The organism is Paenibacillus sp. 01T442, from assembly GCF_056398345.1.
This window is the reverse complement of sequence record NZ_JBFTPF010000038.1, coordinates 1-23405: the sequence shown is the minus strand read 5'-3', so window position 1 is coordinate 23405 and position 23405 is coordinate 1. Positions and strand designations below refer to the sequence as shown.

Genomic DNA, 23405 nt, shown 5'->3' with positions numbered 1-23405 from the left:
CACAGTTTTCACACAAGACTCTGTTTCCACAATACCCTGCACTATTGGGGACAAACGGCTTGTCGGCTAAACAAAAAACGACCCATTCAGGGACTTTGTTGATCTTTCCCTGAATCGATCGTTTTCGATACTTCCTGATTATAATTGTTGGAACTCTTTGCGGTATTCGCCAGGTGTCCGGCTCACGAGTTTCTTAAATACACGAATAAACGAAAAGGTATGTGTATACCCGACCTTCACTGCGATTTCCTGGATCGTAATAGATGTTGTGACCAGCAAATATTTAGACTGTTCGATTCGTAGGCCAGCCAAATAATCAATGAATTTCTCACCGAATTCTTCTTTAAACAAGCGGCTTAAATAATTCGGTGTCAACTTAAATTTCTCACTCAGCATGACGAGTGAGAAATCTGGATTGTTATACTCGTTTTCGATATACACTTTCACTTGGTCAATCAGATCATGCTGACTTCGCTGCGCGCGAAGGTTATCCAGCCTCCTGCAGGCATCCTCCAGAATACGATGTAATTCTTCCTCCAATTCATCCACCGTGTCGAAAGACACAATCCATTCGTTAATTGGATTCATGGCATATTCTCGCCAACATTCCAGATAATCTGCGGATAACCCCGACATTTCCTTGTAAAAGTGAAATAATAAATAATTCATCAGATTGACAACTTGTTCCCRTGAAAATAACTGTAAGCGAATTTCCACAAACAGGGCGTTATAATGGCGTTCCCATTCGGCTTCACCGAGCCTGTAGAAATGGACCAATTCACGAATATATGGAAGGGATCGGAATATTTCTTCGCCCGACTTGTTAGTGATATCCTTGAATTCAATAACGCTGCTGACTCCGACCGTGGTCTTATAGCTGAGTGCTTCTAACGCTTCTTCATAGGAACTAGATACCCCATGAATGCCTGACACTTTCGTTCCAAGTCCACAGGTGATCGTAATCGCTACATTTTCGTGGATCCAATCCACTGTTTTGCGCATAATCTCTCGAAACGGATCACCTGCTGCAATCTCATTCGGCAGTTGACAGACAACGCACAATCGATGCTTTTCAATCCATTCTGGACAGATCAGAATACCCTCATTCTGGTTCAGTTCTTGAACAACGTTATCAATAATAAATTTAATCAAATATTGATCCTTATTATTGTAAGTTGAGGTGAAATTCGAATACTTGTCGATCTCGATAATGGCCACCACATATTGATCGTATGTCTCATGAAATCCGAAACGAGATAACTCCTTTTCCCACCCTTCCAGCTGAAGCTGCGTCCCGGTCAGCAATTCTTCGAACAGATATCGCCGACGGTAGCTAAAATTCTCGTCGTTCTCTAGCCGATACTTGCCGAATTGCTCGAGCAGATGATCAAGTAGATTGTCAATAATTTTGAATTCATCAAACTTGACTTGTCCTAGTATATTGGGTCTCTGCAGCGGAACGGATGAGAGCCGCTCCAGAAGAGACTGAATCGGCTTATAGTTCTGCCGACTAGCGTATATAATCCATAGTGCACCCGCAAGAACCGTGATGATGCCGATCACCAGCCAGAAGGCATTGAGGTTCGAGAGAAAGCGAAAAAATACGCCGTCGATAAATCCGCTTCTAATCGTCCAACCTGTGTACTCCGATTTCATAACGGTAAAATCTTCCCGATCTAGGCTAGCTCCTCCGTCTATCGCGTCGTCACCGATGATATAATCTCCATTGGCATCAAGTAGGTGAAGATAACTGAATTTAGAACTGGACACATTGTTGACGAGCTTAGCGATCGTATGTAATTTTATATTTGCAACAAGAACCCCCTCTGTTCCCAACGGCAACGGCATCCGCATGACTAGAGATACGACGGGCGTTGTCACTCCGGCGTTGTCGATATACTGACGACTTATACTCCAGCGATTAGCAGGGGGGGCGGCAATTAGCGTATTCAAATATTGGCTATTGGAAAATTGATCGAGCCCCATCATCGACGTGTCACTTAAGACGATTTGGTCACGTGTACGATACAAATACACCGATTMGATCTCGCTGAAGCTGTCTCGCAGCAAAATTAATTTCTTATATACGTCACGGTCGTTAAGATATCGGTTCTGAGAAAACGGAGATGTACTGTAAAAATCGATGACAGATTGGTCATCGAGAAATGTCTGCACGATATATTGTTCGACAGTTCGCAGCTTGGAATCGATGTATTGCATGGTATTTTCTGCATAGATCTCGTTCGCCTTCAGCGCTTGCTGCTTGGACAATTCACTCATGGTGACGAAAAATATCCATAGCAACACTATAATAACGAGAATGAAAACTGGCAGATAAGCAAATACAAGGCGATTTCTCCACTTCTTCCTCATGTCAACATCCCCTTTATTCGTACAAAGTACAACGAGTCGGATAGACAAGTCAATACTCAATTAGGAGAATCATGCACATTTAGAAGAATGAAGGCAATGAATGAACAAAGAAACCCCTTCCAACCAATCAGGCTGGAGGGGAATAGCATCCTTCAATCATTTATTCACTTCGTTGTTTTAACCTCTAGTTGCAGCCTGCGCACCCTCATTTTTACATTAGCAACGATCCATCGTGCCATCCATGAAATGAACTCTCGCTAACTTACTCTTTTATCTGATTAACAGGAAAATAAATCGTGTACACTTCATCCTTAATTTCATAGAGAGGAATAAAACGTATCCCCCTATCCTGTCCCTTCGTTCGATAATAGCCCACATTCCACCAACTGTGGTTCCTCTCACTATCCGCAATGAGCATGGTGTCTGGCAATGTAGGGTTGCCAATCAATCTGTGTTCACGTTCAATCAACCCCGCCAATACAATTGGCCCGTCCATAAAAGCAACCATCTCCTCTGACCCAGAAAGTGGCTCCGATGTCAAAGACTTAGGAAATTCAATTTGCACGTTGTCCCCGTTGCTCCACGTTTTACGAATTTCAATGAGTGATTGAGGTTTACCAGCATCAGCAAGTAGGACGCCATTCACATACATGGTCGGCTCGTCTTTCACCCAACTCGGTACTCTAAGTTTTAATGTAAATTCAGCATCCTTGTCACAAGTAATTGTCAAACGATACGTAAATCGATCAGGTCGATGTACAGGAATTGGCGGCATATCAATTTTCGTTATCGTCGTCATGCCTGTAACATTCCAATTATTCAATGGATGAACACCATGTTGCCCATCTTGCTTAAGACTAATGTTAATTGTAGTATCATCTATCTTCAAATTAACTTCAGCTGGAATCCACTGGCACACAACTACGCCATCCTTCTCCTCCATGAAAATCTGCTGCTCATAAGAGGCATTCGCTTGAACTAGCGTACCATGGCAGCACCAAAAGTGCTGCGTAGCTGATCCCCACTTCTTATGACTCCCTGCGCCGATTCCTAGAAAATACGAGATCATGCCTGTCTCTCCATGCTGATGAGCAAGGACTCCGTTATAAAACCTTCTCTCCCAGTAGTCGGCGTATTGTGGTTCTCCCGTCCATCTGAGCAGTACGTGAGCTAGTCGCATCATATTGTAATTCACACAGTGCTCCTGTCCTACGCCCATTCTCTCAGCAAATTGACCGGCGGGAACCCATAATTCACCATCATCTCCAGCACCCGTACAATAGTACCCTCTATCGGTAACCGCACACTTCCAGAACGCTTCTACGACTTCTCTAAATCGCACTTCGCCCGTTACCTCCCACGCTCTAGCGGCTCCCAAAATTTCAGGAATCTGCGTATTCGCATGCTTATTCGTCAACACATCTTGTCCCGTCAATAAAGCGTCAAAAAAACGACGGCGATCGTACCGATGGATTAATGCAAGATGTGTATCATCGCGAGTTACACCATACAGATCTGCCCATACTTCCAACATCCCGCCTGTTTCTAAATCAAGTAAATCATCCATTTGTTCTCGGCTAAACTGTCCAGTCCAGCGGTAGAACCAGGAAGCTAAGCCACGCATAAGTTCGAGTGCCTGTTTATTTTGACCAATCTTATACATATCGTATAAACCCATCAAAAGCTTGTGAATCGTATAATGCGGTGCCCATACATATTTTCCTTTGGCAATTCTAGTCATGTAGGTCTCTGGAAAAGCGGCAAGCCATTCTCCACCATTCGCTTCCTGACAGCGAGCCAACTCTTGGACAATGAAGTCCGCTTTTGCCTTAACTAACCTATCTTCCGTTTGTGCATATATGCGAGCTGCTGCAGATAACCAATGCCCCATCATGTGACCACGCAACTCACAAGTTGGAGATTCCCATCCCCAATGCCAATGTTCTGGGCCATCCATACTCGTCGTGGTTGCACTAGTAGTTCCGCCATTTCCACTGTAACTCCATAATCCAGCTTCCAAATAGAAATTACGAAGTAAATTTTCATTTGTTAAGCTTACTACATACTTTTTATTGAGCTCATAGCGTGCTGTAAGAGGTCCTGCTGACAATTTTACCTGACCTGCCTGATAGTCTTCCATACTAGTTGATTCCAACTGAATACCTCCATTATTTTGTGTTTTTAATAATTATAGAACTTTGCTATCATTGATAGAAATACACAAATCATCTAATTACATATACTTTTTTTGGGATAAAATAGTATCGGTATACGAAAGGAGGTCTGCAAGATCGATTCGTTCGTTTATTTAACAGGTGACCGGTTCCCCATGGTACGAGATATCGGCTGGAATCAAGTAGATACAGTTTATACACATCACGATCGCATATTGGACTTCGATGTTTTTGTATTTGTTACGAATGGCCGCATGCAGGTCGTTGAGGGGAACACGGAATATATCATTCAGGAGAAGGAGCATCTATTTTTAAAAAAAGGGCTTCATCATTGGGGACGCCCTGAAACATTACCAGGAACATCTTGGTTCTGGGTRCATTTTAATTCACCTGAATATGACTGCGCTTCCTATAAAGAGCACGCCCCCTTACCCGAAATCGATTTCTTTTATCCGGATCATTATGCCTACAGATTCCCAATGCCAAAGCATGGAACTTCACCTTTCCATCGAACTCTAGAAAATAAATTACATAGGCTAGTGGAGGACTTTGGTAAGCCAACCGAACATGGTATGGTTCAACTCAGCATTCACGTGTATCAGTTGTTTATACAGCTTCATCAATCGATGAAAGAACAGAGCAATTCAACAAGAAACTCAGGAAAAGGGGAAACTGTTGCTGGGCGGGTGATGACTTTTCTGAAGCAGCATACAGACGAGGACTTTGATTCTGAGAAACTAAGCAACCATTTGAATTTAAACTATAGTTACATATCCGCAACTTTTAAAACACAAACAGGGCTTAGCATAATTGAAACGCATACGAAATTAAGAATAAACAAAGCGATGGATTGGATGCGAAACACATCTCTCAATGTATCTGAGATTAGTGAGAAACTAGGATATAAGAATCCTTATTATTTCAGCCGAGTGTTTAAAAAAGTAGTAGKGGCATCTCCCTCAGCTTATATGAGCAATTTCTATAAGACTTTTTGATGATTTTGCACGAGAAGTCCTCAAGTAAATAAGAAAAGGCGGCATGCGCCGCCATTTTGATATTTGTGCGCTAGCGTGCGATGCCTGACCAGGATACTTCTCTTGCGCACAATATTTGTGCGCTAGCGTGCGTTGACTGACCAGGATACTTCACTAGCGCACAATATTTGTGCGCTAGCGTGCGATGACTGACCAGGATACTTCTCTTGCGCACAATATTTGTGCGCTAGCGTGCGTTGATCGACGGGATACTTCTCTTGCGCACAATATTTGTGCGCTAGCGTACGATGAGCGACCGTGTTACTTCACTAGCGCACAATATTTGTGCGCTAGCGTGCGATGACCGACGGGATACTTCTCTTGCGCACAATATTTGTGCTCTAGCGCACGATGACCGACAGGATACTTCACTAGCGCACAATATTTGTGCGTGAGCGTGCGATGAGCGACCGGGTTACTTTCAATTATTTTTAAAAAATGCCTAGTTCTGATTAGACTCAGACTAGGCATTTCCCATCCGTTTCAACATCAAACCGAAACTTTTCCTATATTTTACAGTATAATGTTTTGATTTCAATTATTATCCATTTATACCAAAGAAATGAGGATGAACAATGAAAACGAGCTTTCATACTTTGCATCTTAAGAAGCTTTTGCTAGCTTTTACTGCTGTAGGACTCCTGAATACAAGTCCTATTATTTTTTCTTCCGCACAAGCTGCCGCGGACTMTTCCTCTGCTTCACCACAACCGGTAAAGGTGTCAGCAGGTTTGGAATCGTATAGCCTTCTCGATGATGAGGGACATGTCTGGATAATCGGTAAACGCGTCCMAACTAGAGTAAAGGGCTTAGAAAATGTTTCTGACTTTGCTTTCAATGGCCGAGGGTTGGCTGCTCGAGAAGATGGGACGGTGTGGGAATGGTCTTATCAATATAATTCACCTGAGGATACAACCTGGTACTTTCCTGTCACTTCTCCGGTTCAAATTCCACAATTAAAAAATATTGTTAAAGTAGCTGAAAATGCTCAGCAATTAAACGCAGCTTTGGATAAAGAGGGGACTGTTTGGGTGTGGAATTCCAAACACAGTCTGGAGAAAAGAGAAGAAAAAGCCCCTGTGCCGATTCCTGCGCTGAAAAAAGTAAAAGATATTACCCTTTTTAAAGATCAGGTTATTGCCTTACAAGAAGACGGGACTGTATTTAGTTCCACTGGATTCGATGATTATACCTACAATTTATCTGCAAATTGGAATTTACAGATCAATGAAAATACATCCTATAACATTAAAACAAAACAAGTTCCGGGTTTATCTGACATTGTTGAACTAGGAAAAGGAACGAATACAAGACATCTGCTAGCTTTGAAAAAAGATGGCACCGTCATGGCATGGGGCGAAAACCATTATGGTCAACTGATAGGCAAACTCGGGGATGCTGAACCGATAGAAGCCGTACAGGTGCCAGGGCTAACTGATATTATTTCGCTAACATCCGGAAATACACATAGTCTTGCACTTAAAAAAGATGCGACGGTCTGGGAGTGGGGATATCTTACTATGAATGGAAGCCATGATTTTGAACAGATTACCACACCTGTGCAAGTTAAGGGGTTGGACCACATCACCGCGATTAGTTCAGGCTTTGGCTTCAATACGGCCATTCGGCAAGATGGAACACTTTGGGCATGGGGAGATAATAATTTTGGACAGTTAAGCGACGACACCAATACCCCCAAATTTAGTCCGGTCCATGTTTCATTTCCGAAACCAAGATGGATGCTTGATCTTCCAAAAAATTGAATTACAATCGTGGAATTCCGCCAATCAATGCATGTTAAGCATCATTTTAAAAGGAGTTCCTCCAAGCTGTGCAGAATTCCCCCATCTAGAGCAGACCGACAATGATCGGCATTCAAAATGGGGGATGAAGATGACTATTTCAAGCATGTTCAACAAACAAGATTTAAAGCAAGAATCACATCTTTCTCTTCGTGACCAAGACGTTATTCGCCGGAACTTTATTGTTTTCCTTGCCATTTCTGCTACCGCTTTACTCATTTATATGAGTGTGCTTACCTTAGGCGCGGGAGAGATGGACTTTAGTCTTACGTTTACGCTCATATTTGAAACAATCATTTGGTTGACGTTTGCCTACTTGCACTTCACCAAGAAGTTTATTCATTATTTATGTTATTTCGCGGTCATTACCAGCGGCATTTCAACTACCGTGCAGCTGATTGGAAAATCGGATGTCACCAACATCTTTTCCGTCTATTATATGATGATCATGGCGCTTATTTTCATGAAAATGCTGCCTTGGCTCATCTCTGCTGTATGGGGACTTGCTCTGGTCCTCTACCAATTCGTCGGCCAAAAAGATGCGCTGCAAATCGATCCGCAAACAGCTCCTACCTATCTCATTTATTTTTTCTTAATTAGCGTTCTGATGTTCGCCGTTTTGAAGGTTACTGGCTATATGCACAAAAGTATGGAAGAAGCCCGGACGCAAGCGGAGCAGTTCCTTGCCCTTCAGCAGGAACAACGAGAAATCGCCACTAAGCAAGTTACGCTGGTCACGGAGCATCTGCGTTCCATCACACAATCAGCCGAGGAAGATAGCTCTTCCTTTGATGAAATGAACAACGCCTTCCAGGATATTGCAACAGGCGCAGGTGATCAAGTCGATTCAACACTATCGATTACGGAGTCCGTGAATCACATGAATGAGCTGATTAAAGAGATGTCCGACTCAATCTACAACTTGCACGGAAAAACATCCGAAGCAGCTACACTCTCCGACCAAGGCCTCKGACGTATGGAGCAGCTTTCGGATACTTTCTTAGCTTTTACCAAAGATATTGAGGCTGTTTCTCATGACACAACTTCCCTGATCGCGCGTTTAGATGAAACAAGCCAATTCAGTCACACGATTCAGGATATCGCGAATCAAACGAACCTCCTCTCGCTCAATGCCAGCATTGAGGCGGCAAGAGCCGGCGAACATGGCAAAGGCTTTGCCGTCGTCGCGAATGAAATCCGTAAGCTGGCCGATATGACAGCCAAATCTGCGATTCGCATTTCCGAGCAGTTGCAGGAATTCACAACACTGTCTAGCCAAACTCGCTCCCGAATGGATCAAGTCTCTCTGCGTATGCAGCAGAGCACGGAGATTACAGGCCAAACGAAGCAAGCGTTCGAGTCCATCACTGATTCCGTCACGATGCTTAAGGTGCTTTCTACGAGTTATGGCGAGCTCATGGATCGAATCAGCAACTCGTCCGTCACAATCAGCGATTCCACGAACAACTTGGCGGCGATCTCTGAGGAAGCATCGGCGACACTCGAAGAGTTGTCCGCAACCTTGCAATCTCTGCTCCTCAACAATCGCAAGAACTTAGTTCGTATCAAGGAAGCGGAGCAAAACTTGCGTGTGGTTACTCAATAGGGCTGTAAATCATGGTTAATTAAAAAAACGGAGCCCGCATACCCGCGGCGCTCCGTTTTTTTAATTTCAGAATTTACTCTACAAATCCTCCGTATTAAGTGTAAATCCTTCGATAATGACGTCTTCATCAATCTCGATCAAAATACATCGTTTTCCGTGATAATTCACCTGTTTCACGTATTTCAAATCTTGTGGACTGACTGTAATCGTGGCGATCTTCGTATCAATCTTAATCGATTTTGAAGTGAACTTCGGCATGACGCTGCTCGCTTTGATTTCATAGTTTTTGTCGTCGACAACGTTTTGGAATGCTCGTTCCACCTTTTCTGTCGTCACATTCTCCACGCCACTCGCCGACAGCATGCGTTCCACATCTTTATAATCCAACTTTGGAGGCTCTTCCTCCTCGTTGGATTCGATGACTCGATGAATTTCCTCGTACACATGAGCAATCGTAGCGGCATCAAGCTGATCCCCTGCCAATTCATTCACGATATCTTCAAAAATGGCTCTCTCTTCTAATGCTGTCACGGTCTTCTCGGCATTTAAGACTTGCTCGATGTATTGCCAATTCGGTTCATGCGCTCTGCCCGAACAATACAGAATGCGATTCACGTCGGAGTAGTTGTCCGTTACACTAGGATAGAAAAAACCTTGCTCCGGCGTGTTCAATTTGATGATCGGATCTACGAAGACATTATACTTATATTCCCTCTCCACATAGTCAAACATGAGCGTTTTCTTTTGTTGTTCCGTAGAATTCACACTGCACAGAATGAATAGATTCGCGAACATCTCGTTCTTCTCGCTCTCCATGGCATCTTCGTTCCTACTCTTGGTCGGCCGTGAATATTGCCCTCGAACGAAAGTACACACAGTATCTTGCTCGTATACGGTATCAACCAACATTTTCTCCACCAACAAAAGCATCAGATCTTGCCATTCTTCCGCATTACCGGTCACCAAACCTTGATGCAGAAGCACCTGTGTAGGCTGTTCCGCTTCGTCCTGAAACTTTAACTCATACATCTTCTGATCTAATTCGCCGGTCAGCAGTTTTTTGAAATTAAGCATATATAGTTCCTGCTTCTCCCTGTCGACTAAGGCGAACGGTTGGCGCTCAAAATGGTAGATCTCGTTGGTTTCCTTCATGATATACACGTTTAAAATATCGTGAATTTTAAGCATTTCGTTATCCAATTTAAAATGCTTGCGAATATGTGCGATTTCTTTCTTTATCATGGTCCTGTAGACGCTCCTATGAAGTAAAATGGCCTTCCTAAATGCTCAAATCATAACAAAAGCCCTTCATGAGAAGGGCTTCCACCGTTGCTTCCCTTTATTTCAGATCCAAACTAAAAATGAACAGCACTTCATATATCTCGTAATTGAACATATAGCGATAATTGACACTACTTATGAACTACTTCCTGTATGTTAATTCATAATTATAGATTTCTCAACAATTTTGAGTAACTATCTTCAAAATAAATAATAATTGTGATGTTCAGGCGTACATTTACATTATGAATACGGATCCCGCGACCGAATTGTTCTCATTGTGTACTCTGCCTAATGATGAGATTAGGCTCTAACACCGTCAGTTTCGTCACTTTTTCTTTCTGAATCAATTTGGATAAAATCAACATCGCCTGCTTGCCGAGTTGTTCACTTTGCTGCGAAACCGTCGTAAGCTCTGGATTCATCGCTGAGGACAATTGCGTATCATCAAAACCAGCAATCGCAATATCTTCAGGAATCCGTATCCCTTGTGATAGGGCAGTTTTCATCGCACCGATGGCCACATAATCATTTATACATAAAATCGCTGTAGGGCGATTGGACATGGCAAGGAATGCTTCCATTAGTTGTCGACCGCAGGACATAGAGAAACTCCCCATGCGTACCCATTCCTTGCGGTAAGAGAGATGATTCGCCTCTAGCGTACGCCGGTAAGCTTGCAGCTTCTCCACCGTGGTTGTCGTAGCTGCGCTTCCGCCTAAGAAACCGATCTGCCGATGGCCTTGATCAATCAAATGCTGAACAATTAGCTTTGTGCCTAAATATTCGTCTGTTTTCACACGATGACAGGGATGTCCTGGCAGTGAGCCATTAATCATAACAATGGGGATTTTCCTCTGAATATCCACCACTTCCTGCACGAGTGAATCTGGACAATGCCGGTCATTAATACGGCCACCCATGAGAATAAGTCCATCCACTTGCCGTTCACATAGTAAATTTAAATACTCAGATTCTCTGCTGTAATCACTAAAAGTGTTGCATAAAAAAAGGGTATATCCCAGCTTTTGTGCAGCTCTCTCGGCCCCTCCGAACACCTCTGGGAAAAACATATTACTGCTATCCGGAAACAAAACACCGATCATGCCGGTTTTCTTATTAACCAGACTGCGTGCCAGGGCGTTGGGTTGAAACTTATATTTTTCAATAATCGCTATAATTTTCTCCCTCGTGGAAGCTCGTACAGGTGCCGTATCATTGAGAACCCGGGAAACCGTCGCGACGGAAACGTTCGCTTCCCTAGCAATATCGTAGACTGTGATCGTGTCCAGGAGCTCACTCTCCGTTACATCGAAATGAAAAGCGAAAGATCGAAGGCCTGTTCTGAACAGACCTTCGATGTGTGAATCCTCTTATTTCGTGCTTTCTACCATTTTTTTGAATTCATCCAATTGCTTCTGAACTTCCGTCATCACTTTGTCGAAACCGGCAGCTTTCAACTTCGCTCGGAAATCATCTACCGCTTTCACAGGGTCACCCGCTTTACCGTAGAGAATAGCAGGGCCCATGGATCCCACAACTTGTGTAATCGCTGTCAACTCATTCGTGACGTTAGCTTTATCGAAGACAAATCGGCCATATGGATACGGCTTCTTGATCTTATCGTAAGAAGCATACAAAGCGCCTTTCCCAACCCAGTCTTCGCCATTAGGAATTTCGTTCTTGTCTATACGTCCGCCCCAGAAATCGGAGTAGAAATCGTCTCTTTGCACATCATACCCGTCCGGACGGTAGCGTTTGCCGTCTTTCACGACATACTGCACACCTTCGAGGCCATAGTTCATCAGACGATATACTTCAGGGTCTTGGCGAATGAGTTCATACACCATCAGCGCGCGCTCTGGATGCTTACTTTTCGCACCAATGGATGTACCGCCATGCGTGATCGACATGGAAACGAGGTTATTTTTAGTCGCTGAGAATGGGAAGAATTGCAGATCTGAGCCTGGCTGAAGTTTATCCATTTTGATGCGCTCGCCAAGGTAGGTTTGTGTATGATGTTGATCGACAGAGGTTTTACCTGCTTCCATCTCCGCACGGTTGTCGCCTTTATAGTTCAAAACATCCTCGCGCCAGAATCCCTTGTCGCCCCAGCTTTTCATCATCTTAGCAAAATCAACAAACGTATCATCAAGGAATGGACTATAGGCTTTGTATTTATCATTAAAAGATTTGCCGTAAATTAATGCGAATAATCCTGTATTTATCGGAAGTTCAATCGCATCCGTGTAAGAATTGATATAGCCGCCAATGTTGCCTCCTGAAGTACCATTCGTATCCCACGGAACAACGCCCGGCTTTTTATCCTTGACACCTTGCAAGTATTTCTCTAAAGTCTTCCAATCCGTAATTGGTGACGTGATGCCGAATTCCTTGGCCCAATCCCCACGATACTGGAAGCCGTGATTTACCCATTGCGTATAATGATCTTCGGGAATCAGCATGATCTGATTCTTGTATTTCGTCTCAGCCCAGTTCTCTGGCGGTACTTCCTTCCATGTAATTGGCGCATAGGTTGGCAGGAGCTTATCTAATGGCTGGAAGGCGCCTTTTTGCGCATTTTGCCATGTATCCAACCAGTCTGTTGCTACGGTAATTAAATCAACAGGCTCCCCAGATGCGAGTAATAAATTGTATTTTGTTTGCCAATCAGCCCACTCCACCCATTTAATTTCCAGTTTTGCATTGACCTTTTGTTTTAAAATGGCATTAATCTTATCCATGACTTTCTCGAACTGTCCATTCTTCGGCTTGTCGCCCAACATGACATAAGAAATCGTTTGAAACTCAGACGTATCGATTTTCCCGCCAGCAGCTGTTGCAGGTGCTGGCGAATCTGAAGAAGTGCTGTTAGATGACGTACAAGCCGTCAAACTTACTGCGAGCGTCGCAGCGAGTGCAATACTAAGCGCTTTCTTTTTCTTGAACATGGAATTGCCTCCCCATTATCATTTTGGTCTATGCCTAACGTTAGCCTTTAACAGCACCAACGGTGATACCTTTGATGAAATATTTCTGCACCAAGGGATAAAACAGGATGACAGGTCCTGTTGCAACAACCGCTGTGGCCATTTTCATGGACTCGAGCGGCATATCTCTGGGTTGAACATTGGATGAAACGGACGAATTCTTTATAAAGTCAGCGCTGGTGACCACATTATAGAGAAACAATTGAAGTGGTCGATATTTCAAATCCGGCGAAAGGAAGAGCATGGCATTGTACCATTCATTCCAGTAGCCTAGTGCAATAAACAGTCCTATCGTAGCCAAAGCAGGTGTCGTCATCGGCAAGATTAAATTTGTAAATATTCGAAAATCGCCTGCTCCATCCATTTTGGCCGACTCTGTAATGGCATGAGGAATCGAGGTGACGAAGCTTTTCATCATAATAATGAGAAAAGGGCTCATGAGTCCTGGCAACAGAACCGCTAAGTAGTTATCTTTGAGGTGCAGCCACTGCGTCATGATTAAGTAAAAAGGGACGACGCCMCCTTGAAACAACGTTGTAAAGTAAATGAAGAAGGATATCCGGTTCCGATACGGAAAGTCTGGACGTTGCAAGGAATATCCCGTCATGGCGACGACGAATAGTCCAATCGCTGTTCCCGCGACCGTAATCCCCAGCGTCACACCATAGGATCCTAGAATCACGCCCGGATTTTCAAACACGATTTTATAAGCAAACGTACTGAATTCGGCAGGCCATAAATTATATCCATGCAGCGTAATTGATTTCTCTGAGGTGAACGAAGTGCCTAGGACGAGAAGAAATGGGATTAGGCAGCATACTGCGAATAAACCAATAAAGATATAGCCGAATTGTCRTATAAGCACGGATGATAAATCCGTCCCCCTCTGTCGAGCGATGACTTGCTCCATGGGATGTCCCTCCTCTGCTATTCATCATTGAATAAATCAGATAACTTTTAAAATAAGGTGTTCTCAGGTGAAGCCTTTTTAACTAACCAGTTTGCTGTGATGACGATAAAGAAGCCAAAAACGGACTGATATAAGCTGACAGCGCTTCCTAAAGAGAAATTAAAATTGTTCATTAAGGAACGGAACACGAATGTCTCAATAATATCTGTAGCATCGAACAACGCTGTATTATTAGCTCCAACTAAGTTGTAGAATAAGCCGAAATTGCCTCGGAGGATGCCTCCMAATGAGAACAGAAACAAAATAATAAAGGTTGGCTTCAGCCATGGGAGCACAATATAACGAATCCGCTGTAAGGCATTGGCGCCGTCAATTTCTGACGCTTCCACAATCTCAGAGTCTAAGCCCATAATGGCGGCGAAATACACAATGGAGCCATATCCTGTGGACTGCCACAAATACGTGATGACAATGATAAAAGGCCAAATACTTGGATTTGAGTATGTTTTGACAGGATCCCAACCGATCGATTTCAGAATGCCGTTCAGCAATCCGAAATCATAGCTGAGAATGTTATAAGCAATGAGTCCAACAAGCACGAAAGAGATGAAATAAGGCAGAAACATCAGCGATTGCGAGACTTTCTTAAACCACTTTTTACGAAGCTCATTGAGTAGAATCGCAATGCTGATCTGCAGAATATTGCCGAATACGATAAACGCGAGATTATAGAGAATGGTATTGGACGTTAACTTCCACAGCGCGCCTGAAGTCACTAGAAATTTGAAGTTATCGAACCCAACGAAGTCACTGCCAAAGATACCGGCCGAGTAGTTATAGTTGATAAATGCAAGATACAGCCCAGGCATAGGAAGATACGACATCACTAGGAAAAAAAGAATAGCAGGTACGCACATCAGCAATAACGTGCGATGCGACCAAAATCTTCGCAACGGTGTCGTTCGCTTTCTGACAACGGGTGAAACGACATCTATGGTCTTGGTTGTGGTGGCAGTTTTCATACGTTAGCTCCTTTCATATTAACTATCGGAGACGGGTACGAAACGAAATGGTTCCAATATAGCATCGTTTTCTAACCCTACAGCCTCCAACATAACAGCTAGTTCGTTCCCCTCTTCCCGCTTATGGAACCATGCCCCAGGCAAGTAAAAGGATTCGTCACTCCCGCCACGGAATATCGGCCGATTCGCACCGCCTTGCGTCCATAGACGCCCAACCAGATGTCCGTTAAAGAACACCGTCAGTTTCATATCTCGGCCACTGGCATATACACGCCAACCTAAGTCCTGATTGCTGTCTTCGAGCTCGCCATAGAGCCATGCGACGGCACCAGGCTTCAGCGCTATCGCTTCTGTGACAGGTTGCGCATCTATGCGCGAGGCTTTAGCATGTTGCAATAAGCCTTGTTCCTTACAACCCACTACGCTCCATTCATTCGCCGACGTACCTTCGTACAATGTAATTTGTCCACTCAAGGCAATGAACGTTTTATCCAAAAATAGCGTAATGACCGCAGTTTCTCCCGCATGTACGAAAGGCGTAAGATCTAGAAAAGGATCATGCGGATTCACTTGTCCTAGTGAATGTCCATTTACATAAGCATAAGCTTGGCTGAAGTTGCCAGGCGTATGAAGAATCCAACGATTGGCTTGGTCTGCCAGCTTAACGTGCTTACGATAGCAGTGATATGCAGGCAAATCTGCTGATAACCAGCCTCCTATGCTGACGATCGGCCATTGCCCGTCATCTACATCCGTAGCTGCATATTCGTCTTTGATACCACCGGCTTGCATGAGCTTGAATCGCCAATTTTGATTTAGATCTCTTGTCGACGTGATGCCAACAATACCAGTAAGTCCCTTCAGACTGTTCAAATGAAGCCCGGGAAGCGTCGTATCGTGGAAATTGGTATGTCCCCAAATTTCCACACGGGCTGTTAGATCAGGTACGACGTGTATGCCTTCAGGAATCGGCACATAGCGGCTTGTTCCGCCTGGTGTTACGGTACCCATATACTCTTCCCCCGTATAAAGAGAAACCACATCACTAGCTCGCTGTAGGATGAAGCCTTGATAGTTGTCATCAGTCYGCGGCAATTGGGCTTGATACCAAGCGAATCCACGATATATCCCGTGTTTTTCTAAGTGATCGGCATCGTCTCCAAGGTATAGGGTTTCTTCTGAAAGGGAAAGCACGTGGTCAACCTTGCTTAGCCGCCATGTCGTCTCCACTTCCCTGCTTTCCCTCGCTTGCACAGCAAATGCTTCAATTCTCAACTTKCCATCCTCATCGATGCCTTCCAAACGAAGCGCACGAGCTCGGCTCATTCCGATGATTTCAAGAATATGCCCATCTGATAGATGAATCGTAGCTCTAGCTTCATTGTCCGAAGATTGAAAGGATAACGTTACCCTTCCTTTTGATTGCGAATCATGAACGGTCATTTCGATATTCTTTACCTCGATCTCCGACTCAAAGGTGAATTGCACTTCCCCTTCACCCTCCGTATGGAAAATGAACAGTGTTCGTTGCTCCTGCGGTAGATGCTTTACTTGCATCAGTTCAGCTGTTGCATAATCGAGCCCACCGCCATCAGCAATCCCCCAAGTTTGTAAAGGCACATGAAGTGGCAAAATCGGGCATTCTAATGCCGAGACATTCAATTGGAATACAAGCTCGCCGCCCTGCTTCAAAGCTAGATGATTCAGCTCACTTGGCGTTGCCTCAGCTAGCGAAGCACCATAGGTTTGAATGACGCGATGCAACAACCTGCCCTCGTACGCTTCTTCCCGGATATGCCCTTCTGGCGTAATCATGCCATGGAAATCATAATCCGATGTCAGGAAGGAAAGCGGATCTCCCCAATTGTTGGCGGCATTCGTAAAGCCAAAGTTTGTCCCTGATGCTTGCAAATAAGGACCTAACAATTTGGCTCCAGCTGAAAGAAGACGTCGGAGCAAGAAGTGCGAGCGGTTCGTTTCGGTTACCAGTAAGGGGTAACCCCTTCTTGCTAATTCTTCTCTGTAGTAGTGAACTCTCTCTTCAAAGGATGGATCACGATCATTCGGGTAAAAATTGCAGGTTGGCACAACATCTTCAGTGAACCCGGTTGCTTGTAACAAACCGCCTTGGCCAGCACATGCAAGTAAGGGAACCGTGATGCCATGCTCGTAGGCTAGATCTCTCAACGCTGAAATATAACCTTTGGGATCCGTACAAGGATAGAAATCAAGCTCATTCTCCAGTTGAACAGCAATTATGGAGCCTCCCTGGCCTTGTTCATATTGCTGTAGAATGGGTAGAATCTGTGCATACCATCTAGCCACATGCGTTAAGAATAGCGGATCATTGTCCCGAATACGTATGTTTTCTTCGATAAATAGATAGGCGGGTAATGCGCCCCCATCCCATTCGGAGCAAATGTACGGACCTGGCCTTGCGATAACCCATAAGCCAGTGTCCGAAGCCTCTTGAAGGAACTGCATAACATCTTTCTCTCCGCCGAAATCCCATACCCCTCTTTCGGTCTCATGATAATTCCAAGGAAAATACACATCAATTGCGTTATAACCAAAGGCTTTTATTTTACATAATCGTTCTTTCCAACAAGCACGAGGGAGTCTAAAGTAAAACAAAGAGGCACAGAGTATAACTTCTGATTTGCCATCTATGCGTAACGCCTCGGGCGATAATTGAATGATCTGATTTTGGCTGATGGATTGTCGCACGTGTGATTCCTCCCTCGGTTGGGCTCTCTACTTCTCGTATGAAACCCATTTCATTCGCCATGTAGGTTTCATGTTGTCCCTATTGCCAGTATAGTTAAAATATAAAGCGCTTTCATTCAAATAAACTTCTAAATACATAAGAAAACACCAGTGTTCACCGAATCTAAAAAAAGCAAAGAGTTGTGAATTATAATGCAATCCACAACTCTTTGCCTTCCAAATTTCACTGATTTGTTATATTATTCACTTCACTTTTAGGGCTCACATCTAAATTCTTTGACTGTTTTCCCTTCAAGTTCTTTAAACACTTTACAGAAATAGGAAGTTTCCTGAAAGCCTGTTTTTTCTGCGACTTCATATACTTTCCAGCTAGGATCCTGAAGCAATAACTTAGCCTTACGAATTCGATATCGATTTAAATATTCAACGAATCGTATCCCTGTCTCACTTTTAAACAAATTAGAGACATAATTAGAACTAAGGTGAAGATTATCAGCCACCTTGGTAACCGTGATATCGTCCGCATAATGCTCCTCGATATAAGCAATGGCGGCTTGAATCTCTTTACGAAACGGCGTATTCCCCATTGATTCATAACTTAATTCTTTTTGCCATTTCTGAAATAGTTGCTTCAGTTGCGATAAAGCGGGGAAAGCTTCGAGTAAACGATTTATTTGTCGATAGGTTGCCTCCGCACTTGAAGAAAACTTCCCTCTACCAATCGCAGCTGCTTTCGTTATTATGGTGGCTTCATGAATGACAACTTTCAATTCCTCCAACGAGAGTCTTCTTGCCAAGAGCAAGTCAAAGAATAGCTCAGTTTCCCTGACTACTGCTTCGAATTGGCCGCTTTGTATGGCAGCGGCGTAGGCTTTTATCGAGACCTCTCCCCCTTCTGTTACTCGAGGCTTACTAGCCGAATAGGAATAAACTAGACCGACACCATCATAGATTGCTTGTTCGAGGGCTGTTTCTGCTTGACGATACAGCATCGCCCAATCCGTTAAACCATGTCCGATTGAACTGATGCTTACAGTCAAGGTAATAGGTTCACCCTTATTTTCCAAGAACACAGCAGCTTGCCGCAACAATACATCTCTACATGTTTGTTCGCTATGTTCATTTGGAAAATGCCTCATAAGCACGTTGCGATGATCTGAAATAGAAACTTGTATAGGGGCTTCCCCTAGTTCAGATAGCAAGGCACGCGTGAAATTAGCGTCAAATTCGCCCTCGATAAGCATAATGGCAATGGGACCAGAGGGGATCGGGAATCGTATCGCTCTCGCTTGCTCCTCCATCTCATCACCCGTCTTCAATTCCCCGAATATGAGCTTACGTCCTAGTAAATGCCACATTTCCTGCAAATTCTCATTTCGGATTGCTGCTTGTCTCTTCTGATGAAGCCCCGCTTCAATTTTCATTTTCATTTGCCGGAGTAATTGCTGTAGGGATTCAGGTTCCAGATCATGCTTAAGCAAATAATCCTCAGCACCTAGCTTCAGAGCCTCCTTCACGAACCGAAAATCATCAAAGGAGCTAAGAGCAACAATTTTTATCGAATCATCTTGTTGTTTCACCTGCTGAATCAAATCAATCCCATTCATTTCGGGCATTGATATGTCTGTCAGAATTAAATCGACCTGTTGATGCTGCAATATGTCTAGGGCATGCACACCATTTAGAGCTTCGCTCACGATATGAAAGCCGTAATCTTCCCAACAAATGATCGATTTAATTGCATAGCGGTAGATTGCATTGTCCTCAACGATCATGGCGTTCAGCATACTGAGCCCCCTCCTTAACGTTTTATTTTATAAGGAATACGCGTGGTGGCCTTGGTACCTAGTCCTAAAGCACTCTCATAACTAAGCCCATATTGAGGCCCATAGTAGAGCTGAATTCGCTCATGAACATTGTGAATGCCGATACCTGTAACACCTGGCACTGATTCTTTTTGAGAGCCGACATGCAGGATATTCGCGACTTGTACCGTATCCATGCCTTTACCATTGTCTTCTACGGTAAGTAGTAAATCTCGCTCAACAACCTTCGCGGTTAATTGGATTTTGCCTATTCCCTTCGACATCTCAATTCCGTGTAGAATAGCATTTTCGACCAAAGGCTGCAGGATAAAATAGGGGACCTCACAGGCCAACAAGAGCTCATCTACCTCATAATCCATTTGAAATGCTTCCCCATAACCAATTTTCTGGATAAAAATATAGTTCTTTAGCTGTGTTATTTCTTGTTCCAAGCTATGAAATTCACCAACACGCCGTACCGAAGACTTCAATAAATCGATAACGGAGCTAATCATTCGCTCAATCTCAGGTTGTTTGTTCATACGAGCATACCATTTCACCGTTCCGAGGGTGTTATATAGAAAATGAGGATTAATTTGACTTCGTAACACAGTGAATTCGGCTTGCTGTTTCGCGATTTGCTCTTTGTATACGATATTAATAAGTTCATTGATCCGAGCTAACATGAAATTAAACCGAAGTGATAAACTGCCGATTTCATCTTTACCCAGTGGAACAATGCGTACATCAAGATTGCCGTCTTCTACGCGTCGCATCGTCTGTTCCAAAATTTTGATATTTCGTGTAGCTGAATTGGAAAGGATTGCGGCAATGCCTGTCGAGATGAGTACAGCCAACAACGATACAAGGACAATTACAAAAACGATGATTTGCGTACCCGACAGCAAAACAGACATAGGAATAAAGCATAGTACACGCCATCCCAAGGTCGGAGTTCGTTCTTGTACGAATAAATGGCTGTCCGCGCCTGCGTATTCCACGGTTGCCATGGCCACATCCCCCTCACTAAGCACATTTGATATACTGTTCCGAATAAGTTTGTCTGTTTCTGGACTTCCGCCGCCTACAAGTAATTCATTGAAAGGGTTGAGGATGGCGACATTACTCTGCTTAATAATGGAGCTTCCGCTGCCCAAAGAAAGAAAAAAGTTAGCATCCAGACTATAAATAATCGTTCCTAAGCTGCGATCAATCTGGTTCACATCGACGAAATTTCTGATGAGAAATACTTCATTTCGCTCACGTAGAGAAGGCGTCCAACTCATGCTAAGCTGATGAGATTGCAGATACTTCTCAGCACTCATCGTCATCGTCGATACGGCATCATGATTCAGTGTATGATCTAACCCCTTTTTATTCTCCCACCAATACAATTGCCCTGTGCTCGTTTGGATCATGATGGCATTCAGATAAGGATTACCATTTCCATACTGTGCAAGTAAAAATTCCATCCGACTACGAAAGGCAGGATAGTTCTCATTGGTAACTTCTTCCCCTTGTTCAGCCACAATTTGTCGAAGATTCGTATCACTGAGAAGATAAACAGAGGAGGTAAAGGCTTCCTTCGCTTTGTTCTCGATATTGTCTGATACTTGGTGTATAACTTGCATAGAGAGATCCTTGGTATTCGCTTCAATAAACTTGGTTGATGCGTAAATCGCAACCCCGCCAACACATGTCGAGATGAACAGAATGAGAATCATATTGGAAAGAAAAAGCTTTGTGCGAATTCGAAAATCCTTGATACGATTGGATAGCTGCTGAAAAGCTCTCATTCATCCATGCTCCTTACCCACTCTCATTTCGTTGCCCGACGTTGTTGATTAAATGCTTGATCCAGCTCTTGAATACAGGTGTCCACATTGTGTGAGGGGTCAATAATGAATTTCGTAATGGCATTAATGAACACCTTCTGTAGATCTTGGTTAACAAAATCAATGTAAAGGCTGGACCAATCGTACGTTTTACCCGTTTGTATATAAGTTGAATCTAATTCGATATAGGTCGGATCAAAATCTTTGGGTAATCCTTTTATAACAGATAGCGCTTTCTTATTTGTCTGAAAAATATTTCCCATTTGTTGCGTAGCAAACAGCTCCAACGCTTGTAAGGCCGCTTCCTTATGGGGAGATTTCGGATTCACAACGATACCGCCTGTCGATTTCAGACCGAATATTGCCTTCTGCGGATCTGTCGAATACGGAAATGCGAATAGCCCCAAATTGCTACCTGGATTTTTGGATTTTACCCCATCAACCGTCCATGTGCCGTTAATGATCATCCCTGCTTCCCCGTCCGCAAGGAGCATTTGCGCCTGATTCCAGTCTGTTTCAAATGGTTTTTTGTTGACGTATTTTAAGCGCTCACCGAATCGCTGCAAAATTTCTTTGAAATGGATTTGATCGTCCTTAAATGTTGTTTTTCCTGCTTCGATATCAGCAATCCATTTGGGATTGGCCGCATATTGATTTGCTAATAAATCTGCCGCGAGATCCCAACTAATCGTCCAAGCATCCTTATAACCTGCTGCGATCGGGACAATCCCTACCTTTTGCAGAGCTTCACAGGCTTCGATAAATTGTTGCCATGTTTTGGGCGGCTCCTTAATGTCAGCCTTGGCAAATGCGTCTTTATTGTAAATCACACCAACACCATTCACATCAATCGGCAGCGCCCATATACGCCCATCGCCTGTCTTCACGCCATTTAGGTAACGTTCATCGATATGAGCTAGACTTGGCTGATTGCTTAAATCCATCGCATAGCCTGAACGAATAAAATCGATAGCCGTATCCAAATTATCAATCATATACATATCCGGCATGTTGTCCGAAATCGCTCTAGTACGCAGCAAGCTCAGATAATTACCCCCATCAACACCTGTAAGTGCGAATGCATACGAAGGATGCTGCTTACTGAATAGCTGCGTCCCTATTTCTAGCCATTTCCTAGCCCCCTCCTCATCAAAATGGTGGAGCCAAGAGAGTGTTTCTACCTTTGGCTGGCTTCTGGGAATCTTGGTTACATGCTGTGACTGGCATGCTGTTAACACCATGACAAGCGATAGGCTTAGGGATACGAAACGAGATTTCATCCGATCACTCTTTCTATTGATAGCGTTTACATAAGTATTCGTAAGATAGGTTCAATTTCTGTTCTATATAACCCACACATCCACCCCTTCCATTATAATTCGCATTAACACATGAATCTCCTCTATAGTTTAATGAATCCAGGTATACTGATTCTAAAACCAATCACATTCAGCATTATTGGCAGTTGTCGTAGAATTAGAGCTGAACCCCATAATTGGATGGATATATCGATTGCTAATTGGATGGTTACATGCCGTGGATGAACTGATACTATGATTCTGAAAGTATCGTTTTCAATAACTTAAAGGAGTGATAATTTATGTCGTTATATCTTTACTATTTTATATTTGCTGCTATTTTAATTACTGGTGGAGTAGCAACAATAGCGATTGGACACTCTAATTCAAATAAAGAAGGCAATCCGGGATATGATCGCCAAACAAAAAGCATATTCGTTAATCTTACTCTTTATTATGCGGTTATTATCCCTCTAGGATTGATAGCTTTGATCGTTTATATTGTAAAATGACAAAGAACCTTAGTTCAGTAACTCACTGTACTAAGG

At 43.5% G+C, this 23405-nt stretch carries 15 protein-coding genes; 4 read left to right on the top strand and 11 right to left on the bottom strand.

Annotation, left to right across the window (positions count from 1 at the left end; translation table 11 throughout):
• Positions 1 to 138: 138 nt before the first annotated feature.
• Both AC1DLM_RS23055 and AC1DLM_RS23050 read right to left on the bottom strand, forming a co-directional pair.
• Positions 139 to 2373 (bottom strand): helix-turn-helix domain-containing protein, encoded by a 2235-nt coding sequence (locus AC1DLM_RS23055; protein WP_477571299.1) that lies wholly within the window; start codon positions 2371 to 2373, stop codon positions 139 to 141.
• Between the two features lie 262 nt (positions 2374 to 2635).
• Positions 2636 to 4528, bottom strand: a complete 1893-nt coding sequence (locus AC1DLM_RS23050) for a beta-L-arabinofuranosidase domain-containing protein (RefSeq protein WP_441989551.1) — start codon at positions 4526 to 4528, stop codon at positions 2636 to 2638.
• A 174-nt stretch (positions 4529 to 4702) separates the two neighbouring features.
• Here AC1DLM_RS23050 and AC1DLM_RS23045 point away from each other — a divergent pair, with 174 nt between their 5' ends.
• The 3 genes from AC1DLM_RS23045 to AC1DLM_RS23035 all read left to right on the top strand — a co-directional run bounded on the left by AC1DLM_RS23045 (position 4703) and on the right by AC1DLM_RS23035 (position 8989).
• Positions 4703 to 5542: a helix-turn-helix domain-containing protein gene (locus AC1DLM_RS23045; protein ID WP_477571298.1), complete on the top strand. Its 840-nt coding sequence runs from the start codon at positions 4703 to 4705 to the stop codon at positions 5540 to 5542.
• Between the two features lie 614 nt (positions 5543 to 6156).
• A complete protein-coding gene (locus AC1DLM_RS23040) occupies positions 6157 to 7344 on the top strand; it encodes an RCC1 domain-containing protein (protein ID WP_477571297.1) in 1188 nt (395 codons plus the stop codon).
• A gap of 130 nt (positions 7345 to 7474) precedes the next feature.
• Positions 7475 to 8989: a methyl-accepting chemotaxis protein gene (locus AC1DLM_RS23035; protein WP_477571296.1), complete on the top strand. Its 1515-nt coding sequence runs from the start codon at positions 7475 to 7477 to the stop codon at positions 8987 to 8989.
• A gap of 78 nt (positions 8990 to 9067) precedes the next feature.
• On the opposite strand, the gene AC1DLM_RS23030 is transcribed toward AC1DLM_RS23035, so the two are convergent.
• The 9 genes from AC1DLM_RS23030 to AC1DLM_RS22990 form a co-directional block, all read right to left on the bottom strand.
• Positions 9068 to 10231 (bottom strand): DUF4317 domain-containing protein, encoded by a 1164-nt coding sequence (locus AC1DLM_RS23030; RefSeq protein ID WP_477571295.1) that lies wholly within the window; start codon positions 10229 to 10231, stop codon positions 9068 to 9070.
• A 314-nt stretch (positions 10232 to 10545) separates the two neighbouring features.
• Positions 10546 to 11538, bottom strand: coding sequence for a LacI family DNA-binding transcriptional regulator (locus AC1DLM_RS23025; RefSeq protein WP_477571313.1), 993 nt, complete (start codon positions 11536 to 11538; stop codon positions 10546 to 10548).
• A gap of 105 nt (positions 11539 to 11643) precedes the next feature.
• A complete protein-coding gene (locus AC1DLM_RS23020) occupies positions 11644 to 13221 on the bottom strand; it encodes an ABC transporter substrate-binding protein (protein WP_477571294.1) in 1578 nt (525 codons plus the stop codon).
• 40 nt (positions 13222 to 13261) lie between these two features.
• Positions 13262 to 14170, bottom strand: coding sequence for a carbohydrate ABC transporter permease (locus AC1DLM_RS23015; RefSeq protein ID WP_477571293.1), 909 nt, complete (start codon positions 14168 to 14170; stop codon positions 13262 to 13264).
• Positions 14171 to 14217: 47 nt separating this feature from the next.
• Positions 14218 to 15087 (bottom strand): ABC transporter permease, encoded by an 870-nt coding sequence (locus tag AC1DLM_RS23010; protein ID WP_477571312.1) that lies wholly within the window; start codon positions 15085 to 15087, stop codon positions 14218 to 14220.
• A 123-nt stretch (positions 15088 to 15210) separates the two neighbouring features.
• Positions 15211 to 17919: a beta-galactosidase gene (locus tag AC1DLM_RS23005; RefSeq protein ID WP_477571292.1), complete on the bottom strand. Its 2709-nt coding sequence runs from the start codon at positions 17917 to 17919 to the stop codon at positions 15211 to 15213.
• 254 nt (positions 17920 to 18173) lie between these two features.
• The gene (locus AC1DLM_RS23000) at positions 18174 to 19706 is read right to left on the bottom strand and encodes a response regulator (protein WP_477571291.1); all 1533 of its coding nucleotides are present in this window, start codon (positions 19704 to 19706) and stop codon (positions 18174 to 18176) included.
• A gap of 14 nt (positions 19707 to 19720) precedes the next feature.
• Complete coding sequence (locus AC1DLM_RS22995; protein WP_477571290.1) at positions 19721 to 21520, bottom strand: sensor histidine kinase; 1800 nt, start codon at positions 21518 to 21520, stop codon at positions 19721 to 19723.
• Between the two features lie 23 nt (positions 21521 to 21543).
• Positions 21544 to 22839, bottom strand: a complete 1296-nt coding sequence (locus tag AC1DLM_RS22990) for an ABC transporter substrate-binding protein (protein WP_477571289.1) — start codon at positions 22837 to 22839, stop codon at positions 21544 to 21546.
• 320 nt (positions 22840 to 23159) lie between these two features.
• Here AC1DLM_RS22990 and AC1DLM_RS22985 point away from each other — a divergent pair, with 320 nt between their 5' ends.
• Positions 23160 to 23369 carry a hypothetical protein gene (locus AC1DLM_RS22985; RefSeq protein ID WP_171629715.1) on the top strand — a complete coding sequence of 70 codons (210 nt, stop codon included), beginning with the start codon at positions 23160 to 23162 and terminating at the stop codon, positions 23367 to 23369.
• Positions 23370 to 23405: the final 36 nt, after the last annotated feature.